The sequence below is a fragment of the Paenibacillus sp. UMB4589-SE434 genome (assembly GCF_030226685.1).
In the GTDB taxonomy this organism is placed as follows: domain Bacteria; phylum Bacillota; class Bacilli; order Paenibacillales; family Paenibacillaceae; genus Paenibacillus_B.
In genome coordinates this window covers 734,680-758,117 of sequence record NZ_JASOYK010000001.1, presented here as the reverse complement: position 1 = coordinate 758,117, position 23,438 = coordinate 734,680, and the positions used below count along the sequence as shown (strand labels likewise).

The following is a 23,438-nucleotide window of genomic DNA, read 5'->3' as shown; positions in this document are numbered from 1 at the left end:
ACGGGACAACTATTCAGTACTAGGATATAATGACTATAAAATATTTTGAGATGGAGGGAGAATACAACGTGTCGGATCATCAAGATGTGACGGGAACGCTCCCAGATATGAATCGGCAACATCTCCGCGCTAAGTGTGAAGAATGCTTTGGCTTATGTTGTGTGGCGCTGCCCTTTGCAGCTTCGGTAGATTTCGCGGTAGACAAGCAGGCAGGAACACCCTGTTCCAACTTGCAATTAAATTTCCTGTGCGGTGTGCATAATAGCCTTCGGCAGCGAGGCTTTCGAGGTTGTACCGTCTATGATTGCTTTGGCGCGGGACAAAAGCTCTCCCAAGAAACCTATGCTGGTCGTGATTGGCGGCAAGTTCCAGAATCTGCGCAGCAAATGTTTGACGTGTTCCCCATCATGTGGCAGCTTCATGAATTGCTCTGGTACTTAACCGAAGCGCTTACGCTACAATCCGCGCACTCTATTCACAGTGCGCTTCGAACAGCACTTTATGAGACGGAAGGCTTCACGAATCTAGAGCCTGAATCACTTGCCAAACTTGATATGCCAGCTCATCGGGCCCGTGTAAATGTACTGCTTCTACAAGTCAGCGAACTTGTGCGGGCGGATGCAGTTCGTATAGACAAAAGCACCAAAGGACGCCACAAGCGCAAATCATACGGCCGCGGTGCAGATCTTATCGGAGCGAAGCTGAAAGAAGCTGATCTCAAAGGAGAGAATTTGAGAGGTGCCTATTTAATTGCAGCTGACTTGAGAGGAGCTGACTTGAGCTGGGCGGATCTTATCGGGGCCGACTTTCGAGATACAGATCTTCGCGGAACAGATCTCACCACCAGTATTTTTCTGACTCAAGCCCAACTTAATGCGGCAAAGGGTGATGCCTCTACTAAGTTGCCGTCGCACATTACTCGCCCAACACATTGGACTGCCTAGCACAGCAATTGGATACGTTGCAAATATCCGACTTGCTTGTAACCCAGCGTAAGAAATTGTATAAACAACAGGCTTGAATTCCTCTTGTTAGAATTGATGTACAGCTAATCATCAAATAACTCTAATTGGGTATCATCCGATTATCCTATATCGGTACTTGCATGGTTATGATCCTCTCTTTGGATAGCCATAACCATGCCTTGCCAATAAAGGCAGTCATCTGATCCGTATACTAACAACGTCTAATTATCAACCCCACTGACTACATTCGCAAAAAAAAGGCTGCCGAATCACTTCGACAACCTCTCGAATTATAATATTATTTATCCACTACCTGATGGATAAATTTCTCCAATGCACTGACATCTGTTATATTGCTGTTACATGTGCGGCTATCCACACACAAATAGTTACCGATTGCTTTATAGTAATCTGACGTTGCGTTAGCTGGCTTAGATCTCGTCACTGCCGAGAATAAAGCTACTTCCTCCTGCCGCCTGCACACAAAACAAGTACTCTTTTTGTTCAGTCGGGTAAATCTGCCCTCGACACCAACCAACTTGCCATCCAGATGGTATGCCAAAAACATCTTATTAGTAGCGATATCCGTCCAGCCAATATAGGTAATCCGCCTGAAATCAATAGCTTGCAACGCAGGAGCTTTCAGCTTCTTGTTCTTAGGAAATAATTTCTGAAGCTGCTTCTCCGTCACCTGCTCAAATGCTAACAGACTAGGCTCCAACGATCGCAAATAGTGCTGGAATTGCTCCACAGTACTTTGTTCTGCAAAACTCCCCACCAGATCACGCTCTTCTGCCGAGTCTGGGAACAACGCTGTCACTTTGTCATGTGTACTGTATCTTACCGACTCAACTACCTTAGTATCAGATACTGTATTACAGGCACGCCGCAGCAATTCAACCTGCTTCTTAATAATATTATATTGATGGTTTCTAATAAATTGATTGACCATGCTTTTCAGCCCCTTATTTATAATAAAAAGAAAACAAGGTGCAAAGCCCATTATTAGAAACGATATCAGCTCTCTTGGGCGACAATAATCCCACTACCTAATTGTCCGACCCCACGCAAAGTATCGCCCCTATGTTAGGCTTTGCATGAGTCGTTGCTCATTCTGGCAAAATGTATTACCACCTCTTACCACCTCCCAGATATAGAATATTATAAAAGAGAAACCATCATTTTCGCAACTTATGTCAGAATACCTTCACGTCATTACATGTAGATCTTATCAAAGTTATCATCAGTTCTATGCAGGTGATAACGTTTTTGTATGCTGTTATCCTCAATACAAGACATAACAGAATAAGCAAGCCGTCCAACCAATGGCTGGAACAGCTTGCTTCTACGTTCTGCTGAATCACTTCTGCAATAATTATTAATTATTTTCCCAGCATTTTAGGAAGCTCTTCCAGCATCCACTGCCGCGTATTTGCATCCGAATCGGATCTTTGGATATACATGCGGTATACTTTTCCCTGTTTCACTGCAGGGAGCGTCTTCCATACAGGACTCTTCAACAGCGCTTCTGTCGATTGTTTAGCTTCTTCGTTCACAGGATCTAGAATAAAGATCCGATCGCCTGCAAATTCATTTATCTTCTCAGCCGAGATCTCTCTGAATCCTTCATTGGCATCCAGAATACCCTGGATTGGGGCGGTTGGTTTAAACCCACCTTCCGCATAAAGGAACTGTGGCAGTCCAGCTCTTGCCATCACAAACAAACGATCCCCCGGATAATAAGTAAACACAGATGCCGTCTCACCGGGCTTCAGCACGGTTGCATATAGCTGCTTCCACATCTCTTCAGCCTTCTTGTTATAGGCTTGGAGCCATGCCTCTACCTCCGTCTTTTTATCAAAAATAGTACCCAGTTCTTTCATTCGATAATCAAGCGATCCGAACGTATCAAACATAATCGTAGGTGCAATTTTGGAAAGCTGTTCATAAATTTTCTCATCAGTATCCCCAACAATAATTAGATCAGGATTTAAAGAGGTAACTTTCTCTAAATTGATCGGGAAACCAACGTTTTCAATGCTCGCTGCTTTCTCCTGATAAACTCGACCTTTCAGCTCATCTCCATATATGCCGATCATTGGTATGTTCAGTTCGATCAAATCGCCTGTTGTTTCTCCTGCAAACACCACTGCTTTCGGCGCTGCCGGAATGTCTACTTGATGACCCTTGTAATCTTTATAGGTACGGGTAGATGCCTGCTCTGTTGAAGCAGTTTCTTCATTGGCGCTGCCCTTGGCAGTTGTATCCGTTGTACTGCTGTTACTGGACTGCGCTGGATCAGCCGCCTTACCGCCTCCTGTGCACCCTATTAATAATAGTCCCATCACAGTAGTCAGCGCGATTACTGCAATTGTTTTGTTTACGACCTTCATCACGATAATTCCCTCCTGCATCGATATAAAGCTGTGTTAATGATAATCGTTATCATTTACATAGCTAACCTTATCTAAATTGGAGACGAATCACAATGGACAAAATCAAGAACCGCATTTGGTTTTGTACAATTCTAATATCATAATCCTATTTATCGCAACCTTTTCTACCAACTTCTCTCTATTGGCAGCAAGTCAGTTCATTGCAAATGGGCAACGATGTTTATCAACTTGTCATACGGATCGCGGACATAAAAACGGCGTACGCCCCATGGCTCATTCGCAGGACCATATTCAATTGAAAATCCCGCAGCTGTCATACGTTCAAACGCTGTATCCACATCATCAACTTCAATAGAGAGATCAGGTACGGGTGTGCCTGATCCTCCCTCGGAGGCAAAGCTAACTTGAACGCACATCTTCTCACGTGAGCCATAAGTAGTGATCCAGCCATGATCCATCAAAAGCTCGAGTCCAAGTACGTCCTGATAAAAACGTTTGGCTGCTTCGATCTTATCCGTATGGATATTAGCGACGATTCGTGTAACTTTCATGTACAACCTCCATTCAATGCCTGTCTAATAGGATCATACTTGAACACAATTAAGCTTGTTCAGCAAAAGAATGATTATCAAAATACAGACTCTTATAAATAAAGCATACGCTTAGAAGCAGCGCTAGCAAGCGCTTCTAAGCGTATGCTGCTTCGTTATTTATACACAAGCTGTAAGCAGATTGATGCTGAATTCGTAAATCCGCTGCTTCTCTCCGTTATCGATTCAATCGTATAAATGAATCTCAGCAAGCTGCAGTATTCCGTTGCTATTGTTGCTCAAATTGACTTTGTAATAACGATAAGCGCTCGTATTGCTTATCGTGTACGACTTCGTCTGATAACGGCTCGCGAAGCTCTCGTTTGCCCTTGTATCCAGCGCCGTCCAGTTCGTTCCATCGTTCGAGCCAGACAGCGTCCAGTTCAATGGATCTCGTTCAGGGGCATCATTCGCTGAAGTAATTGAATATGATTTCACTGCATAGGCAGCGTTATCTGAAAATTGATATTGAATGTAAGGATTGCTGTCAAATACCAGCCACTTGGATGCCTCGTTATGGTCGAACGCATTTTCTTTTCCTTCACTGGTTGGGCTATTCGAGTTGCTTGCCGTCACTGTTCCACCTACGGTAAGGCCTTGAGGCTGCTGATTTGTTTTAAAAAATGGACTGTTATGGAGTGTAACTGCACTAACGGGGTCCCAGACTGGAAGTTCGTTATCTTTAAAGATATAACCTCCTGCATCCTTCAACACAAAGAATCGGTGCAGCCAATCAAAACCACGCCACATGATTGAATTTGGACCTCCCTCATGCGGGAGTCCGAGAGCATGTCCAAGTTCGTGCAAAGCTGCACCGTAGCCGATCGAGATTGCTTTCTGCACCGTAGCAGCCGGCTCACCCACATAATCAGGATCAACCGCGCTCAGATCAGCAAATTTGCTCTGAATCTGGGTCTCATCGTTTGGGAATAACCATACTGTAGAGCCTCCAAACACACCATAATCACCGCCACCAAGCGCGATATGGGCGTACATATACTCAGCTGCGCATCGTACTTTGTAAAACCAACAAAAGCAAGATTCTTCGTGCCTGCTTGAGGGTGCTGCTGCGGGATTAAATCAGCTACTTCTCCATAGAGATTATCTTTGTTGTAAGTCGTGTTGTAGTAGTAAGAGGCAGGGTGATTACTTTTTAGCACGTGCACCTCGACCTTTCCTGTCGTCTGATTCTGCTCCAGATTAAAAGTCTCACGGCCATATCCATTATTGTTCATCGACTCTGCGGTAAACGATTGGACAACTTTCATGTAGGTGCTGAGCTTTGCTGTGTAATTCTGAGGATCATTTGCTAATTGCGTCTGGTACTTTGTATTACCATCACTTGGGACATACCAGAAAATGCGAGTAATTGCCTTGTTGGTCTGGGGCACGTAGTTTAATTTTAATGCTGTTTGCTTGGTACCGTTCTGAATAATCAGGTTGTTCTCTCCTGGAACCAGATCGGCAAACACTTTAAACTGCCCTTGCTCCGCTAGGCCTTGCATCACTTTTGTGCTGCGATTGGAGGAAGTGTTGGTTAACGTAATTGATATTGCGCTTGTATCGCTGATGATTCCCCGAATGAGCGGCAGCGAGTAATGGATCGTTTCGTTGTTCGTAAAATTGGTTGCTTCAATATCAGGTGCTGCCAATGGGTACAACTACGTCTGCGGGACGATACCTTTTGCAGTAGACGTGCTGCTCCAATATAACTTAGCTGTCGCATCAGCCGAATCATCGTAGTACTCTACTTTGATGGCGTACTTCTGGCCTGCTTGGAGAGCAATTGTTCCTGAATGCTCTGTCGTACCATGACTGTCCCATTGATCAATGAGCAGTTGATTGTTCACCCATAGGCGAATTCCGTCATCGGATAGGGTTGTAAACGTGTAAGTTTCATCGTACTGTGCTTGGACTTCCCCTAACCAACGAATGGAGAATGTATTTGGATCCACACTTGGAGTTGGCGAGTTAGTACCCCATTCAAAGTTAATCACAGAGTCTGAACGCTTTAACTTTAAGTTAGTCAAATCCTGATTATCGAAGTAATAACCTGTTAAGCCTGTGCCATTCCCGGTTGTTGGTACATTAGTGCCGCCATTAGATACAGTAACCACAACGGGCTGGCTGGAAGTGCTCCCATAAGTGTTAATCAGCTTAGCCGTGTAGGTATACGTGCCGATAGCTTTGCCAGTAAAATCTTTTACTGATGATTGCGGGTTCGGTGAATGATCTGTCAAGGCAGTGGTATCGATCAAATTTCCATTTTCGTAAAGTTCCAGCGACGTCCCGTTCTCTCCCCAATACATATTCATAGAGATTTTGTAGGTGCCATCCCCATCCCAGTTATCATGCGCTACAACAGGTGTACCCGGCACGCCTGTGGCCGCTGCAATCACTGACAAGGGTAGAATGGTAAATAACAGTGCCATGACCACACTTAAGACTGCCCACTTTGCAGACTTCATTCGATGCCCTCACTCCTTCTATATTCTGTTCTAATGCAGTTAACGCAACATAATTCCCGCCGCCCTAGCAAGCAAGAAAGAGATATGGCTAGCTCATACCATCGAAATTGCTGCAAGGATCTGATTTAAACAATCAATCCCAGATCTTAGGGCGATTAATTCCCATGGTTCTCATATAGTCTAACAACTGCCCTGTATGAACAGCCTCGTGGTAAGGAATACGTAATAACATATCCCCAAGCGTTCTAATAAAGCCCCCTGCTGCAAAGAGATCTATCTCGATATTTGCATAGTCGTCTAGATGAATGGTTTTGATGTATTTCAAGAATTCCTCACGATAGGGCTGTGCAAATTCAAGTTCATCTTCTACTGAAATAAATTCTTTTGCCTCAAAGGGATTAAACAAATTAGCAAGTCCCTTTTCACCTCTTCCTATAAGAACATGGTGATAAAGAAAGTCAGCTTGCAATAGATGTCGAATCATTTCAGCGCAAGTAAGAGCTTCTTCATCAGGTTTCCAACTTAACTTGTCTGCGGGTATTGCTCTCCATACTATTAAACTTCTACGCCTTACCTCTTCAAAATTAAATAGGATTAAATCAGCTGCATTCATCTAAACTACACCCCTTTACTTCTATTTTCAGGAATATTTTACCCTCATTATTATTAGTCGGCAAGGATATTGTTTTGGCTATTGAAGAGCAGCAAGAATCATTACGATTATTTTGAAAATGGGCATAAAAAAGACACAAGCATGCGCTCATCATTTTCGTATTTACCGACAACTGAATGCCAACAAACCGAATCTATGACGCATGCCTGTGTCTTGCCATCATAAAATATATTTCGTACGCTATGCACCAGATGGATGCAGCTCAGATCGCTTCCTTTTACGGACGGACTCGCCTTCCACAAGTGTTACATAAATCCGCTCATGCTCCACCTTGTTGCCGGACATGATTTTGATGAGCTGCTCAGCTGCCAAAGCCCCCCATTTATGCTTAGAGTAATCAATTGTAGCGAGCGGTGGCTGCATATAACGTGTAAGCTCGATGTGGTCAAAGCCGATCACATGAATGTGCTCTCCAATTCGGAGTTCGGTCTCTGCGATTCGGCTGCATAAGCCAATTGCCATCTCATCATTTAGGCAAAATACAGCAACGGGCGCTGCATACTCCTGTAAGATTTGTTCCGCAGCACGTTCACCGCCGCTTTTCTTGAAATCGCCTGCAATTTCAATCCATTCCACATCGTCAGCCCGATCTGCTACCAACTTTACAGCCTTCAACCGTTGATTAGAGTCAAACGAGCCGGAAGGACCCGTAACGACATAGATCTTTTGATGTCCCTGTTCTACCAGATACTCTGTCGCCAATGTAGCTCCTGCCTTATTGTCCAACAGCACTTGATTGATGTTGGGATGTCCCAACTCACGGTCCAGCACCACAATCTTATGATTGCGATCCGCGTATTTAATCAATTCCTCGCTCGAAAACGTTTGATCCAAAATTACAGCCCCATCAATCATCCGCTCAGGAAGCATGCGGTGGGACTGTTTGCCGCTGCATACGATCAGGTCATATCCCTGCGCATTACATACTTCTTTCATGCCGCCGAGCAGCTCACCGTATACATCCCCTTTAAAGTCTGTTAAGAATACGCCTATAATCTTGGACTCTCGCTTCTTAAGCGTTCTTGCGGCCGCATTGGGTACATAGTTTAACTCTTTGGCCACGGCCAATATTTTCGAACTTGTCTCGTCTGTCACTTTACTGCTGCCGTTCAAGGCATACGATACGGTTGAAATGGACACCCCCGCTTTTTTAGCGATATCCTTAATACTGACCACTGTTTCCCCGCCCCTCCGTCGGTTTACCAAAACCTTCTTAAGTATGGGCATGGTATTGTAAACCCTATATTGATAGTAGAAATAAATTGATCTTCTAGCTTTTCTCAGACACTCCGATTTATAGACAGCTTGAGATTGTCTAGGAGAACGCGTTACATTTACATATAAATGTCTATCTGGTTTTGCTCTTGAGTGAGCTCAAATTTCAGGTCGTCTTTCAGAATACGTACGCCGCCTTGGCGATATGGGTTATCTAGACGATTAGTGTGCACTGGTTTTCCATTAATGACGATACGATTGACTGCTTCGCCTGTAATATGATAGGCAAAGGTCACCTTTTCTCCTGCAAATTGGAAATCGAACTTCATACCGTCTAACCGAGCAGGTAGTATCGGATCCACGATGAGATCCCCAGTTTCCTGCCGAATACCCAGTGCATTGGAAATCAGCTGATTCATGTAGATTCCCGGTCCGCTGGAATAGATTCTCCAGCCGCCCTTCACCCCAACTTCTCCGCTGCGCAGTGCTTCCATATGCTCTTGGGCTTCATAGCGCGTGCTGAATTTACCATCTGAGCTGCTGAAATAAGCATTGCTCTGACGAAGTTCCGCGTTTGGCACCACTTCGCCAATACCGACTGGGTTAATAATCGCGAGTCCGTTCCACACTTCGTCTGCATGGCCCAGCTTTGCCATTGCTTCGACATAGCGGATATGTGCATGCACGTATTGAAGTCCCACTTCACGTCCAAAGTTGGACGCTTGCTCTGCACGCTTGAAGTGTGAGCTGACACCACCTGCATACTGAGCGGGACGATCCATCAATCGCACGCCGTCCGGGAAGAACAGTTTTTCCTTAATCAATTGATAGTGGGACTGTGCCTGCTCTTGATCTAGCAGTTCCGCAATAATGCTGCGTGTCATTGGCAGCAATCGGTATTGGATGCCCGTATCCGCATCTGTTGGATGCAGCATCAGCTTCGCCTGCGCAGGATCTTCCATATAGAGGAATCCAGGAATCACGTCTGTTTGCAGCATATAACGCTCGTAGTCTCGTCTAATGCCAGATGCGATGCCAAGCAGTTCTGCGGCAAGTTCCGGCTCGACGGACAGCAGTGCGTTAGAAAGCTGTCGCATCGTCTGATAGGTTAACGCAACCGTCCAACTGCTGACCATGTACTTCTTCAACTGCGCATTTGCTGGCTGCAGCGTATCGTCCCAGTCGCCATCCCCATAAGAAGACAAATAAGTATCATGTAAGAAATGCGTTTGAATATATTGCAGTTCTTTTTTGGCATGCTCGAGAATCGTTGCTTTTTTCTCGCTAAAATGGAAACTATGCTTAACGGTATACGGAACCTCTGCTTGCAAAATGCTATAATCTTGCGTTGCCCTCAAATAATCACTTAGTACTTTCAGCGGCCAAACGATAATATCTCCATGGCTTTCTTCCTGCTGAATTGCAAAATATTGATCAAACATAAACCATTGCGGCCAATTGCCATCATCTTCGTACTGGTGAGAGTAGACCATTTTTAATATATCCCGTACTTGTTCAAACTTTTGTGTTGCCATGAAGTACTCGACAGGCCCTTGACATACATCACGAGTCCCCCAAGCTGCACCACCATATTGCTCTAGTCCATGCGGTACCGAATAATGGACCAGCATATTATGTGTGTACCACCAAGCAAGTGCGTTCACTTTGAACAGTTGTTCTGTCTTCTCTTCACTCTCGCTAGTAAGGTTAAAGCCGTTCATCACATCACGATAAAATTCACGATAGCTTGTAATCTCCTCTTCCATGCTGCAAGCTGTCTGTGGAAGTTCTTCAGCGGACTGCAATCCCTGAATGGTGAGCGTCCATTCTGAACTCTCAGCAAGCTGCATGACTACAAGTGAAGCGTGCCCGCCTTGCAAACCATCAGCGAGTATCGTCTCATCACCTATAGTGACGGCTGGTCCATCTACCCACATCCGATATTGGAGCTGAGGATGCACAGAGGCACTCAACGACTTCTGATCTCCAGTAAATGTAAGTCGACCTTGATCCTCCGTCATCTGTACCGGAAGCTCGTACTCGTTTACATTCATCGTTACTTGATTCGTAACCAGATATCTATAGGCACGACCACTCTCCGAGCGGACATGGAGTCGCACTTCAGGTGTATCCAGCGCTGTATAATTCGTGATGATCAGCATATCTGCTTTCAGCTTGTAATACCAACGCACATAGTTAAAGCCAATTTCAAATAAAGACGGCATGGTTAGAAGCTGGAACTGTTCTCCAATCTCTACATAAATGCGCTGCCCGGACGTTTTAGGAACGTTAAGCGAGCTGCGGGCATTACTCATCATTTTATTAAAGTTCGTGTTGCCAACTACGACATGCGAATTGAAGATGCCGTACATATATGATGTGGTTGTCATCACGGTTGCCCCAAGCTCGACATTGTTGCCGCTCATCAGGATGTGACCATGAGGACGTTCAACCAGTAACTCCTTTTCTTTCCGCACAATATGCTCGTAAGTGTCCGTGAAGAAGGCAAGCAGTTCACCATCTTTACACTCTTCCTGATGGCGATCTGGATAACGAAGCTTAACTTCTTCTTCCGACATCGACACCGTGTGCAGCGGCGCACCGATTAACGCTTTTAGGTTGACTTGAGGCAGTTCATGTACTGGCGCTGTCGTATCAGCGGATAAATACGCCGACCATGCTTGTTGAATCTCACACGTATATTCAAGCTCGGTTACAGCAGCAGGATGATCTTCTTTAAAGAGACCATAGAACACAAAGCGCGCGTCGCCATTTAATGTAACAAGTTCTGATTGCAGCGCCGTGTAGGCAAATTCATATTGATAAATTTCATTTGCAAGCTTTGCTTCACTCAAGCATGCTGGCACATTCGTTTCTTTGTAGGAAAGCCCAAAGAATTGGAATCCGTCAGTGGAATAACCAGTTGCTCCTGACAGCGATCCTTGCTGTACATACGGAAAGTGCCCACCCTGCGGCTGATTCTGACGTGAACAGACTACGTAACCGTTGCTGCTATCCGCAAAGATTGTGTGATCGATATACTGAGACAAGTATGCTTCATTACTACGAACAGCCCCTGTATCTGCAATGCCAATGTCTTGGCCGTAAATGACATCAAGCTTCACACCGTTTCCACGCGTCACTACGTCCCAGAACCAGATACCTTGGTCTGTGAGCGCAAATGTGACCTCGTATTCTACCTCTTCCACTGTGCCTTTCCAGATGATACATCTCTCGTTTGCAGACATGCTGCTTTCCGAATGGATGCCGAGCAGCGGATAGAACTTAATGCCAGTTGATCCGTGAATGCGCAAATAGAGATTGTTCAAAGACCCGTCAATTGGGCTTGTCATCAGTTGGTTAATCATCGTTCGGCCGCTTACCGCTTGGTACAAATCACCACTACTCCAAAAGGTAAAGCGTACGTTGCCAGCCTGAACGTGCAGTTTGGAGTCCGTTAATTTCGCAATGTTTGTTGTCATGTGTATGTCATTCCTCCTAGCTCCTAGCCTGAATGTCTATCTCTGAATATCTATATATGAATATAATTGCATGGTTTTTACAATTGAGCGCCCCACTGTATTACGAGCGCTTATGCTGTTCGATGATCCGAATCAGACAAGCGTAAACGAACTCATCAGTGTGTCACGGCTGTTAGCGCCAACATACACGTGGAATGTGCCTGGATCACTTGTAAAACGCAGATCAGAATGGTGATATCGCAACTGATCTTCCGTCAGTTGGAACGTTGCAACACGACTTTCGCCGGGTGCAAGTTCAAGCTGCTCATATCCTTTTAATTCACGTAGTGGACGAACAACTTCACCAGTTACATCGCGAACATAAAGTTGAACGGTTTCCACTCCAGCAGCTAAGCCGGTATTCGTTACTTTGACACTGATAGAAAGTGGTTGGTTTACGGTCATCTCCTTATTGGAGAGTGATAGCTCGCTATACGCAAACGTTGTGTAGGACAGACCAAATCCGAATGGCAGCAGCGGCTCGTTTGCGCTATCGATATACTTCGATACATATCGTTCCTCCAGCTTTAACGGATCAAGCGGACGACCTGTATTAAAGTGGTTGTAATAAACTGGCACCTGTCCTACGGATTGTGGGAACGACATCGTCAACCGTCCGGACGGATTCACATGGCCAAGCAAAATATCTGCTACAACAGCACCGCCTTCGCTGCCTGGGTACCATGCTTCAAGCACCGCATCTACCTCATCAATCACCCCGTGCAGATCAAGCGGACGGCCATTAAAGATAACGGCAGCCATCGGTTTGCCTAAAGTTTTTAGCTGCTTGATCAATTCCAGTTGTGCGGCTGGTAGATGGATATCTGTTCGGGAGCCGCCCTCACCACTCATCGCTGAATCCTCACCGAGTGCAAGTACGATGACGTCTGCACTTTGTGCAGCTTCAAGTGCAATCGACACATGCTCCGTAGAAATTTGGTTCAGGCTGCATCCAGCTGCAATCCGAAGTGATCCCTCCTGCATTCGTTCTGCCAATGCAGTGCTTAGCTTCGTCGCATCCTCTTTGAGACCAACACAAGACCACCAGCCCAAAATGTCATCACTGTCTGCAAATGGTCCAATCAAGGCCACCTTGGTATCTGGCTGCAGGGGAAGGACGTGATCATTTTTGAGCAATACGCACGACTTCGCCGCGAGGTCATAAGAAGCTTGTCGATGCTCCTCACAGAAGAGCACTTCATTCTCACGTTCAGGGTCTGCCCCACGGAACGGATTGTCGAACAGGCCGAGCTTGGCCTTCAGCTGTAGAATCCGCAGCACCGCTTCATCTATAAGCGCTTCCTCAATCTGCCCACTCTGTACCAACTCTGGCAGGTGACGCACATAGCAAGGAGTCATCATTTCAATATCAATGCCTGCACACATCGCACGGTATGCTGCCTCACAATCGTCTGCAGCCGCGCCATGTGCGATCATCTCCCGAATGGAGGCCCAGTCCGAAATAATGACACCTTCAAAGCCCCACTCATCACGCAGGATGCCTCTCATCAACTTCTCATTCCCCGTAGCCGGGATGCCGTCAACCGTGTTAAAGGACGACATTACCATCTCACAGCCTTCGTCCAACGCCGCTTTATACGCAGGTAAATAATACTCTCGCAGTTGTCTTTCAGACATATCGACCGTGTTATATTCGCGACCACCTTCAGGTGCCCCATAAGCAGCAAAGTGCTTCACGCACGCAGCCATACGATCCGTGTTCTCCTTTAATTCATCCTGCCCCTGATAGCCGCGTACAAATGCCCGTGCAAACAAGCTATTTAGATAGGGGTCTTCGCCTGTCGTCTCCATCACACGTCCCCAACGTGGATCTCGCACGAGGTCCACCATCGGTGCAAATGTCACATGGATACCGGATACAGCAGATTCTTTCGCGGCGATCGCAGCGCTTTTCTCTGCAAGCTGTACGTCCCAAGAGCAGCCAATGGCAAGCGGAATTGGAAAGATCGTCTTAAAGCCATGTACAACGTCTGCCATAAACATCAACGGAATACCTAATCTACTTTTCTCTAGATAATTCTGCTGTACATTGATAATGGCTTTCGCACCTGACAATCCAAGAACAGATCCGCTGGCTGAAACCATTTGTTCTGTAATTCCCATTTCCTCCATCGGACCAGTCACTTGGCCTTCACTTCCAGCACCCTCATGTAGATGAGCCGTAAGCTGCAATAGCTGCGCCACTTTCTCTTCCAAAGTCATTTGTTGTAACAAAGCCGTTAATTGCTGGTTATTCATGTTATTTCCTCCACTGCTGTATTTGTAGAACAAGTAAATATTCGAGTTGAAAACGGGATGAAGTACATCTGTCTTCTCCTTTCTCAGGAACTTGCACAATGCCCATCGCAGCCTTCCAATTTCTGATCTCTACTGATTTACAAAATTACAGTAGAATACCTTCGGACAGACGTTGTGCAACTACCTCAATCAGAAGCTTGGCATACCTCACATTACTTGCCTAGCGGTTTGCTGCTTTGAAGAGAAGAACCCGGCTGCATCTAATGATGCTGAGTACACCGGGTTCAATAGACTTGGACCGTTGGCATAAGCCTTTGGCCAGCTCGACTTGTAATTTAGTGGCGAATTACTTTAGATTATTTAATTCGTCCAATACCGGTTGTACAAGCGACTGCTTGCTGTCAACCCATTTCTTCCAGTTCGCTTCTAGATCTCCACTTTGCAAAATCAGGTTCGTATACTCTTTTTCATAGTCAAAAGTAGCCTGATTTTTCACTTTAGAATCATACAATTGCACGGTCCAATCGTATTCAGCCAATCTGCCGCCTTCTTTGCCAAGTTTTGCTTTCTCCTTGAAGTGAAGAACTGCTCTGTCACGGTATTCCTTTTTAATAGCCGGGTTGATCATGCTGAAGTCATCACCCAACAGGTAAAGTCCTTCAAAGCGAGCTGGGTAAAGATCATCCAACGTTTTGCCTTCCGGTAGCAAGCTTACGAGTTCTTTATTATCGTCGTATTTCCAGTCCTTGCCTTCGAATCCCATGTTCAGCAGCATTTGTCCATCTTTGGAAGTGGAATAATCCAATAAATCCATGACACGTTCGAATTTCTCTGTGCTGATGTTAGGCGAGAAGATCAATGCTGACCAGAAGTTAGCTTGTTCTAGGTTGCGATATTTTCCATCTTCACCTAACACAATTGCTGTCTGAACGACCTCGTCACTCTCGATGTTCAAGTTCTTTTTCATGTTGGTGTCTACATCTGTTCGGAATGAAGCCAATCCCCCAATACTTGTCACCGCAGCAGCGCCTTTTACACGGAAGTTATCGTTGCCTTCATTGTTTTTCCAAGTGTAGAACTCAGGATTCAGCAGGCCTTCTTTGTAAGATTCCTGCATCAGCTTTAAGCCGGTAAGTGTCTCTGGATCTGCAGGTCCCCAGTGATATTTTCCATCATCACCCTTATAGAAAGCCGATTCCACTTTGGCATGTTCACTGTTTGGCATGATGATATTCGTCAACGCATCAGCTGCATTGTAAGAGATCGGCACTAATTTAGAACCCACTTTTCCAGGATCTTTTTCTTTCACCAATTTGGCAAATGTCATCAGTTCTTTTGTCGTATAAACGTCTTTTAATTCAAAGCCTACTGCTTTCGCCCAGTCCTTGCGCAGAGCGATAACTCCGATCTGATTCGTCAGTGGATCAGCCGGTTTATTATCGTAATACACCGGACGTGGCAAGAGGTACGTGCCGCCTTTCATTTCTTCCAATTTGTCGCCTAATCCTGTCAATTTGTATGCAGCAGCGACATTTGGCCAGCGCTCTTTCCAATCATCAGGAAACTTGTAGAACAAGCCTTGATCAATATAGTTCATTGCATCGCCATGAATATAATTCCAGGTTGCTACATCAGGCAAGTCTCCTGAGTTAATCCACAGGCGAAGCTTCTCCCCCCAAGAGTCCCATTCCACAAAGTTGTAATCCCAATCGAGATTGAATTTATCCATCCAGAATTTGTGAAACTCATTGTCCAACTGGCCATCTTTAAGCTGAAGCGTACTTGCAACGGAAATTTTCAACTTATCTTTGTAAGCTCCGTTGCTGTCTTTCTCATTTCCACCCTGCGCTTCTTGCTTTGAACATGCTGTCGCCATCAGCATGACCACACACATTGTAATGGCCAGAACTGACTTACATGACAATTTTTTACCTGTTTCCATGTTTTTGCGCCCCTTGTTGATTAGATTTTTGTTACAAAAACCTATATCGCATTAATCAGGTTTTAATAGCCCCTGTTAATACCCCTTTAGCGAAATGCTTTTGAAGCATAGGGAAGAAGCACATAATCGGTACCATGGTCACAAAGACCGCAGCCATCTTCATCCCCGTTGAGAATCCTTGCTTGCCAACCGAATCTACACTGGCGGCGTTCGAAGCGTTGGTGGACGATTCGACAATAATGGCTCGTAAGACATTCTGAAGCGGAAGCTGATCTGCTTTGCGTAGGAAGATCATGGCATCATACCAACTGTTCCAATACGCGACGCCGTAGAACAACGTAATCGTGGCCATAATAGGCGCAGCTAACGGCAAAACAACTGTCAGCATAATTCTCCATTCTCCAGCCCCATCTAGTCGGGCAGATTCCATCAATGATTCCGGCAAGCTCTGGAAGTAATTCATCATCAGAATCATGTTAAATGCGCTAAAGCTGCCAGCAAATATAACAGACCACAACGTACCTGTAAGATGCATCGATTTCATAACTAGGTATAGCGGTACAATACCGCCGTTAAAAATCATCGTAAAGAGGACTAAGAAAAAAATGATCTTCTTTCCTGGAAACTTGGCTCTGCTTAGTCCATATGCCATACTGCTCGTCAAGAATAAACTTAATGGCAGACCTACAATAAGCAACTTAAACGTGTTCCAATATCCAACCAATATACTGCCGTCTGCAAACAGCGCTTTATAGGAAGCAAGTGTCGGATTTTTCGGGAACAGCATCAATGGATTGTCGGCATATTCTTTCTGCGTCGAGAATGAGATCATGATGACGTTCCAGAACGGAATCAGAATCATTAAGCCCACAACCAACAACACAACAAATATAAAATAGTCAAGGGCCGTCATCTTGCCTTTGCGGAACCCAGACCGTTTTCCTTTTTTACTCATCTTTTGCGCCCCTTTCTTATCGGAATAGACCGTCTCCGCCCATCATCTTAGCAACCCTATCAGCAAGCAGCAGCAGCGCCATATTCACAAGGGAACGGAATAAGCTCACCGCAGTTGAGAATGAGAAATCGGTTGCAGATTGGAACGTAATCCGATAAATGTACACATCCAATACTTCCGACACATTCTTAGTTGCTGCATTTGCCAAGTTGAAGATCTGATCAAAGCCCGACGACATCAATCCACCAACCGACAAAATAAACATAATCGTCACTGTAGGCAAAATGTTAGGCAGCGTAATGCGGAACATTTGCTGCATGCGAGAAGCACCATCAATCTCAGCTGATTCGTATTGGTCCTGATCAATGCCCGAGATAGCGGCTAAATAAATGATGGCACCCCATCCCGTTGATTTCCATATATCTGTAAAAATGATCATTGGTACAAACATACTTTCGGAGCCCAGGAAATTAATCGTTGGCAATCCAAGCATCGTCAACGTGCTGTTCAGAAGCCCGTCATAAGCAAGTACATTTATGACAACCCCTGATACGATTATCCAGGATAAGAAGTGCGGAAACGTAAGCACAGTCTGGAACCATTTCTTTGCCCGCCGCATTCGCAGTTCGTTAAGCATCAGCGCCAACAGAATGGGGAACGGGAACTGAATCACCAGCTTAACAATGTTGATATATAACGTTCTCCATAAGGAATCAAGAAACGCCGGATCACGAAATACATACTTGAAGTTTTCCAATCCAACCCATGGACTTCCCCAGATGCCTAGGTTCGCTTTGTACTCTTTAAAAGCCAGTGACAAGCCACCCATAGGCAGATAAGCAAACAGCACTAACCAAATTAATCCGGGAAGCAGCAACGTGTAGACCATACGATGTTTCCACATCTCAATGAAAAGTGATCCTAACTTAGAACGTCCCTTACCATTTCCCCCCGGCCCCTCTAAAGCAGCAGATTTCAAAACGCATCTCCCCTCTCTATCTCTGTGTTACGGTCAAACAAAAAATCAAATGTGGTCTTCAAGTGCTCCTCCCAGAACAGCCAATCATGGCTCCCGGGGCCTTCCACATAATTGAAATCAAATGCCGTATTCGTCATGTAAGCGGCGAAATCGCGATTCATGTCTATAAACGGATCACTTGATCCACAGCAGCACAGGATCGACGGAAGTGGGTGTTTATCACTTATTTGCCCAGCCGCCAATGCGTATAAATCCTGATCTGGAGATATCGTTAACTCTCTGCCAAATACAGCCTGCATTTCTTTTACCATGCCCTGTGGCATCTCAGGATCTCGGAGTCGCCTTTTAATATCCGTCACTCCTGATAACGACACTGCTTTGGCATAACGGTTCGGATACGTAAGGGCGCATTTCAAAGCACCATACCCTCCCATGGATAATCCGGCGACATATGTCCTTTCCGGATCAGGGTTCAGATGAAGCAGTTGCCCGCACAATTCGGGCAGCTCCTCTGTAATAAACTGAAAGTAATTTAAGCCATACATCATATCCGTATAGTAACTTCGATTAGCTTCCGGCATTATGACCGTACAACCGTACTGCTGTGCATACATTTCAATAGTCGTCAATCGCTGCCAAGTACTTGCATTGTCACCAGCGCCGTGCAGCAGATAAAGCGTGCTGCTTGATGGACGGCGTGACTCTAAGGGATAGACGACGTGGATACTTGTTGACATGCATAACGTATTTGAACCTGTTTCTATCGTTATATGCGCCATATGTAATCCCTTTCATTTTACTTAATTTAAAATCGCCGGCTTCTGTTGCAATCCCCTATATTTGTATATGTAGGCGTGCTCGTCAGCCGCTGTAGATACCGCCTTCTGTTCATGAAAAAAAGATAAAAACATATTTTTCAGACATGAAAGCGATTTATTCGAATCGTTTCGACTAAATCATAGTTCCAGATGTGGGCCGCTGTCAATATCTTTTTTATTAACCAGGAAAGAATATGATTTTTATTACGTTGTTTTTTCTATTTAATTGTTATTTAAACCAATTATTAATAGTTTTAAGCAAATGAAAGCGCTTGCTATTATTTCATTGACACTCTAGCAGGAGAGTTGTAAGATGGCTACATATCCAGATAACCACTTTAGTAAAAACGTTTCTATTACATAAAATGAAGTAAGAAAGAAGAAGAAATCATGACGAATATATTAACTGGCTTTGTGAATCGTATAACCGCTGAGCAGTTGCAAGTTCTCTCCGTTCGAATGCTGACGCAAGGCACTTTGTGCGCAAAATGGGATTTAACAGCAGATGTCCGACGATTACAGCATTCGGTCAGTAAATCATTTACTTCAATGGCTGTTGGTCTGGCAATTGAGGAGGGCAAGCTCACGCTTGACACGAGATTAGGAGAATTCCTCCGTGCTCCTTCTTCACCTTATATGGAGAACGACTCTCCCCTTCATCCCTGCCAACTTACGCTGCGTGACCTGCTCCGCATGTCTTCTGGACATGATGTCCCCCCGCTGCGGGCTGAGGAGAGAGCATACTTAACCGAAAAGGACTGGGTCAAATATTACTTGTCACAGCCGCTGGACAGACCTGCAGGTGAGCAATTTACTTACAGCAGCGGTGATACGTTTATGATTTCAGCGTTGGTGCAGGCTGCTGTCGGTGAATCGGTGCAGTCTTATTTAACGCCGCGTTTATTTGAGCCACTGGGGATTCAGGATGTGTCCTGGGAAACATCCCCCCTTGGCATTACACTGGGCTGTGCTGGACTGAAGATTAGTACGGAGGAACTGGGTCGATTTGGCCAGCTTCTTTTGCAGAATGGCACTTGGGAAGGGCAGCAGCTCGTGCCTGCACATTGGATACAGCAAGCATCCGCTAAACAGATTGAAAATAAAGGGAGTGTCGATTGGAGCTTAGGTTACGGTTATCAATTTTGGAGGTGTCTACACGGGGCTTATCGAGCAGACGGAGCGCATGGGCAATTCTGTATCATCCTTCCTGATTACGAAGCCGTCATAGCTATTAATAGTGAGGAAGATCGCATGCAGGACATACTAGACGCCGTTTGGACAGAGATTTTGCCGTTATTGTAATTGACGATCCCCATTCGTCCAAACCGTATGCACCCTATCATCATACACATGTATAGTAGAGCACTTTACTCGAAAAGAGGTGATCGTAACATGCATTCAATACCTGTCGTAGAAGCCAACATTCGTTCTTATATCGGAAAAACAATTTGGGCAGTCCAACAAGACGGAACTTGTATTTACGGGACAGTAACCGATGTTCGAGACGGCAAGTTATATTTCAGAGATAGCTTTAAAGGTGCCCAAACCGTACCTACAGGGCGAACCAAGGCTAAGGCTAGACTCTCTCAACTCCGTGACAAAGCGTCTGTTTCTTCGTTTTTTCCATGCTGCGGATTTGGAGGTGGGGGATTTATTATATCTCTAGCCTTTATTGCCCTCTTATTTGCATGCCCCTTCTTCGGATTCCCGTTTCTCATCTAACTCCACATATCCACTTTGTTAACCAGATCCCCTCAGGTATTGATCGTAATGCTAACATCCCCCAAATCCTATCCTCTTGCTGCATGCTGGATGTTACGCTCAATGCTCAGTCATGTCTGAGGGGAAATGTTGGTTGGACATCAAGTCTGCATGTGCACCTATTAGAGATTCAGTATTTTAAAATCGTATAAAAACATGGTATTTTGTCCTAGCTGCTTGCTCAAATCTGGAAGGTTAACCGTTTTTATAATATCGCCTTGCAGGTTATATTGTTCAATCTGATGTTGTGAGGTATTAGAATTAAAGCGGTAGAAATATAAGTAATCTTGATAGAAATATACCATTTCATCTTGTAGTTGGGACTCACGCGTATAATCTTTGAGATGGAATTTAAGTTCTAAACGTTTCCCAGTCAGATTATAAGCGTATACATCGCCATATCCGTCAACGAAATAGACATCTCTCCCTTTGACATAGATACTCTCTTTGTTAAAAAAGTAATAATGTGTGTTGCTGCCGTCATATTGCAGCAGCGAGTGCTTTTGAACAGCTGACTTATTTTTCTTGTCTATCTGCATAAGATTTAGCTGAACTTTGTCCTCCAATAAATCTGCATAAATGCCCAGCATGTTAGAACCATCTGCTATTAGTTTAGTGAACATGAACCGGCCGTCCACTTTACTTCGTTCCAGAAAAGATTTCTCTGATATGACCCGTTCCCCTTGAATAGACATTTTGTTGAAAGATTTAATACTTGAATCTCCTGCATCCGATGAGATAAAGTAGACGTCTGCTCCATCGTCCCCCGACACTTCAATATAATCATTCAGATCTTGACAATAATGATTGGATTCATTGCCCCATCGCATTGTAGAAATGTAGTGCTGTCGATCATCGCTGAAGCGTCCATTAAATAATGCATAATACATATTGTTGACGTTTATCCGCCCTGAAGACTGTCCATATCCTGCATACACCTTACACGCATCCTCATAAGACGCTGACGTAGTAGACTTTGTATCTTGAATCGCTAGCAGCTGCTTTTTTTGATGCAATAGTAAGCTGCTCTCGAAAGGGATAAGCGAATTTAATTCTAACCCGCGATAAGGGAGTGTAAGTAGTGCGCCTTGCTGATCAATGAGAAACACATAACTTAATCCGTCCCCTAACTTCTCGTGCGGCAAGTCAGTCGAATAATAGAGGGCTGCTAACGGGTTACCTCTGTACTCTGGCGTTGTAGTCAACGGTGCACTGCCGCATCCACCCATCGTACCAACAATAGCTGCACAGAGGACAATACAGGCAACAAATCTGACAAGCTTACAACTATACATAAATCTCATGTGGTTACTCCTGTTCACGATTTTAGGGATGATAAGTATACATACTGTAAAAAGAGGGTAAAAGGAATCTAAAATAGCGTGGTCTGTGTGGTTATGCTCGAGGTACAGATTGAGGTATTGGGTAGTAATAAGGTTCAGACTCACGCCCAAACCTTATTACCAATCTTTAATGTTTAATACGAATGACTAATATGTTTTAAGCGTGCTTACTTTATTTGAATCACGAATATCAACTGGGTAAACCCCCCAACCACCGTCTTGATCGATGTCAATGTTGGCTTTTTCCTTGAATGCGCACCAGACTAGCTGCGAACAATTAAAGGATTTGCCTGTACAGGAGCGATTGTTGAAGAAATTAAGGTTGTAAGAACCGCCTATTTTGCCATTGGCCCAGTCTGCAGCGAGCTCATCTTGCGCTTTGGTCGTGACATTGACAGCTTGAATTCGGGCACCGCTGGCCACATTTCTACTGGAAACGCTTACTTTCCGTACTCCACCATCAATGTGTGATTCTACGATTTCGCTATTAGAGTAATAGAAGCCGACATGTCCATGCGGTATGCCAAGTGTGGATGCTGGCTGAAAGAAAAAAGTGCCTTTTCGACTTGGATCAAGTGGATAATTGCCGCTGCTTCCACCGCCTGCTGACAATGTATTTACTTGTCCGGATTGCTTTGATACTAATTCTTTATAAATTTGTTCAGATACTTGTTTTTCACTCAATCGAGTTTCTTTCGTCATCTGAACAATACTTTTCTTCAACTCCTGCTTCGTTAAGCCGTTACCATGGAGAGAAATGATTTGATCCAACAGTTTGTCGTTTGAACTAGCACCAGCCTGCACAGGCATTGCCATCAGCAGCAGTGTGCACAACGCAAGGAACCAAAACTTCTTCATCTTCATTATTCATTCCTCTCAAGTAGAGTTTATACAAACTCAGAAATCTTCTGGCCAGATAAATTTCTACTTGTAGACTATGTCATCAAAAATGCAGTGTCAACCCATTTAATATAATTTTAACAAACAAGAGCTCACACATCTTGACGCAGATTTTTAATTGATAGACTCTCTTTTATTCAGATTACTGAGCATCTCCCCGAATCAGAGATAATCGGTGATATATGGTTATTTAGCCCTACACACTTGTCCAGGTGACGTGTAAACTGTCGATTCAACACGCATTAAGCGAAGTATTTACAAGCAGCGGCGACAACATCTTCCACTTTCACGATTGCTCCTAATAGACCTGAAGGCTTATTTCTTGATTTGTCATATCGCAGCATACACGTTCTTATTCCTTTGCAAAAGGTAAACCTTTTATCTAACAATATCCGTTCACATTTTTTCTTTAGCTCCATTGTTATATACAGATAAGGAAAAATCCCACATATGAGATCATGTTCAAATTTAGATCGAATGGTTAACTGACTACCGTTATAGCCTGGATACGATTTGATATGATGCTTATCTCTGCTGGCGTTCATGAAGCGGGAATTATGCAGCATATTCATTCGAGGCTTAACAATATGCACTGACGTCTGTGAATAGTCGCATCTCCCTTTAAGTAAATCCATTCGGATAGAGAATAGACG

The 23,438-nt window shown here is 44.6% G+C and carries 18 protein-coding genes and 1 pseudogene; 3 read left to right on the top strand and 16 right to left on the bottom strand.

The genetic code is table 11. From position 1 onward, the window contains the following. Positions 1-68 precede the first annotated feature (68 nt). Entirely contained in the window at positions 69-944 is an 876-nt protein-coding gene (locus tag QP775_RS03325; RefSeq protein WP_483311984.1) for a pentapeptide repeat-containing protein, read from the top strand. A gap of 319 nt (positions 945-1,263) precedes the next feature. On the opposite strand, the gene QP775_RS03320 is transcribed toward QP775_RS03325, so the two are convergent. From QP775_RS03320 to QP775_RS03255, 14 genes and pseudogenes are all read right to left on the bottom strand, one after another. Then, on the bottom strand, positions 1,264-1,917 hold the full coding sequence (locus QP775_RS03320; protein WP_285103574.1) for a FusB/FusC family EF-G-binding protein: 654 nt from the start codon (positions 1,915-1,917) through the stop codon (positions 1,264-1,266). 430 nt (positions 1,918-2,347) lie between these two features. Next, a complete protein-coding gene (locus QP775_RS03315; RefSeq protein ID WP_285105677.1) occupies positions 2,348-3,358 on the bottom strand; it encodes an ABC transporter substrate-binding protein in 1,011 nt (336 codons plus the stop codon). A gap of 200 nt (positions 3,359-3,558) precedes the next feature. Continuing rightward, on the bottom strand, positions 3,559-3,912 hold the full coding sequence (locus QP775_RS03310; protein WP_285103572.1) for a VOC family protein: 354 nt from the start codon (positions 3,910-3,912) through the stop codon (positions 3,559-3,561). 225 nt (positions 3,913-4,137) lie between these two features. Beyond that, positions 4,138-4,527 (bottom strand): discoidin domain-containing protein, encoded by a 390-nt coding sequence (locus tag QP775_RS03305; protein ID WP_285105675.1) that lies wholly within the window; start codon positions 4,525-4,527, stop codon positions 4,138-4,140. 30 nt (positions 4,528-4,557) lie between these two features. Continuing rightward, positions 4,558-5,603, bottom strand: a pseudogene (locus QP775_RS03300) (hypothetical protein); the annotation flags it as partial. Positions 5,604-5,612: 9 nt separating this feature from the next. Further along, positions 5,613-6,419 (bottom strand): PA14 domain-containing protein, encoded by an 807-nt coding sequence (locus tag QP775_RS03295; protein ID WP_285103570.1) that lies wholly within the window; start codon positions 6,417-6,419, stop codon positions 5,613-5,615. A 133-nt stretch (positions 6,420-6,552) separates the two neighbouring features. Then, entirely contained in the window at positions 6,553-7,032 is a 480-nt protein-coding gene (locus QP775_RS03290; RefSeq protein ID WP_285103568.1) for a DinB family protein, read from the bottom strand. A gap of 240 nt (positions 7,033-7,272) precedes the next feature. Beyond that, positions 7,273-8,268, bottom strand: a complete 996-nt coding sequence (locus tag QP775_RS03285; protein WP_239327687.1) for a LacI family DNA-binding transcriptional regulator — start codon at positions 8,266-8,268, stop codon at positions 7,273-7,275. A gap of 158 nt (positions 8,269-8,426) precedes the next feature. After that, positions 8,427-11,789, bottom strand: coding sequence for a GH36-type glycosyl hydrolase domain-containing protein (locus QP775_RS03280; protein WP_285103566.1), 3,363 nt, complete (start codon positions 11,787-11,789; stop codon positions 8,427-8,429). 132 nt (positions 11,790-11,921) lie between these two features. After that, a complete protein-coding gene (locus tag QP775_RS03275; protein ID WP_285103564.1) occupies positions 11,922-14,087 on the bottom strand; it encodes a glycoside hydrolase family 3 N-terminal domain-containing protein in 2,166 nt (721 codons plus the stop codon). Positions 14,088-14,433: 346 nt separating this feature from the next. Then, positions 14,434-16,029, bottom strand: a complete 1,596-nt coding sequence (locus tag QP775_RS03270; protein WP_285103562.1) for a type 2 periplasmic-binding domain-containing protein — start codon at positions 16,027-16,029, stop codon at positions 14,434-14,436. 55 nt (positions 16,030-16,084) lie between these two features. Beyond that, complete coding sequence (locus tag QP775_RS03265) at positions 16,085-16,984, bottom strand: carbohydrate ABC transporter permease (RefSeq protein ID WP_285103560.1); 900 nt, start codon at positions 16,982-16,984, stop codon at positions 16,085-16,087. 16 nt (positions 16,985-17,000) lie between these two features. Then, on the bottom strand, positions 17,001-17,963 hold the full coding sequence (locus tag QP775_RS03260) for an ABC transporter permease (RefSeq protein ID WP_285103558.1): 963 nt from the start codon (positions 17,961-17,963) through the stop codon (positions 17,001-17,003). Then, positions 17,960-18,700, bottom strand: coding sequence for an alpha/beta hydrolase (locus tag QP775_RS03255; RefSeq protein WP_285103556.1), 741 nt, complete (start codon positions 18,698-18,700; stop codon positions 17,960-17,962). The genes QP775_RS03260 and QP775_RS03255 overlap by 4 nt, the downstream gene beginning before the upstream one ends. A 471-nt stretch (positions 18,701-19,171) precedes the next feature. Here QP775_RS03255 and QP775_RS03250 point away from each other — a divergent pair, with 471 nt between their 5' ends. Both QP775_RS03250 and QP775_RS03245 read left to right on the top strand, forming a co-directional pair. Continuing rightward, entirely contained in the window at positions 19,172-20,083 is a 912-nt protein-coding gene (locus QP775_RS03250; protein WP_285103554.1) for a serine hydrolase domain-containing protein, read from the top strand. Positions 20,084-20,173: 90 nt separating this feature from the next. Continuing rightward, complete coding sequence (locus QP775_RS03245) at positions 20,174-20,503, top strand: hypothetical protein (protein WP_239327679.1); 330 nt, start codon at positions 20,174-20,176, stop codon at positions 20,501-20,503. A gap of 161 nt (positions 20,504-20,664) precedes the next feature. On the opposite strand, the gene QP775_RS03240 is transcribed toward QP775_RS03245, so the two are convergent. Together QP775_RS03240 and QP775_RS03235 are read right to left on the bottom strand one after the other, a co-directional pair. Beyond that, positions 20,665-21,846 (bottom strand): hypothetical protein, encoded by a 1,182-nt coding sequence (locus QP775_RS03240; protein WP_285103551.1) that lies wholly within the window; start codon positions 21,844-21,846, stop codon positions 20,665-20,667. A gap of 186 nt (positions 21,847-22,032) precedes the next feature. Continuing rightward, a complete protein-coding gene (locus QP775_RS03235; RefSeq protein WP_285103549.1) occupies positions 22,033-22,749 on the bottom strand; it encodes a YiiX/YebB-like N1pC/P60 family cysteine hydrolase in 717 nt (238 codons plus the stop codon). Between the last annotated feature and the right edge of the window lie 689 nt (positions 22,750-23,438).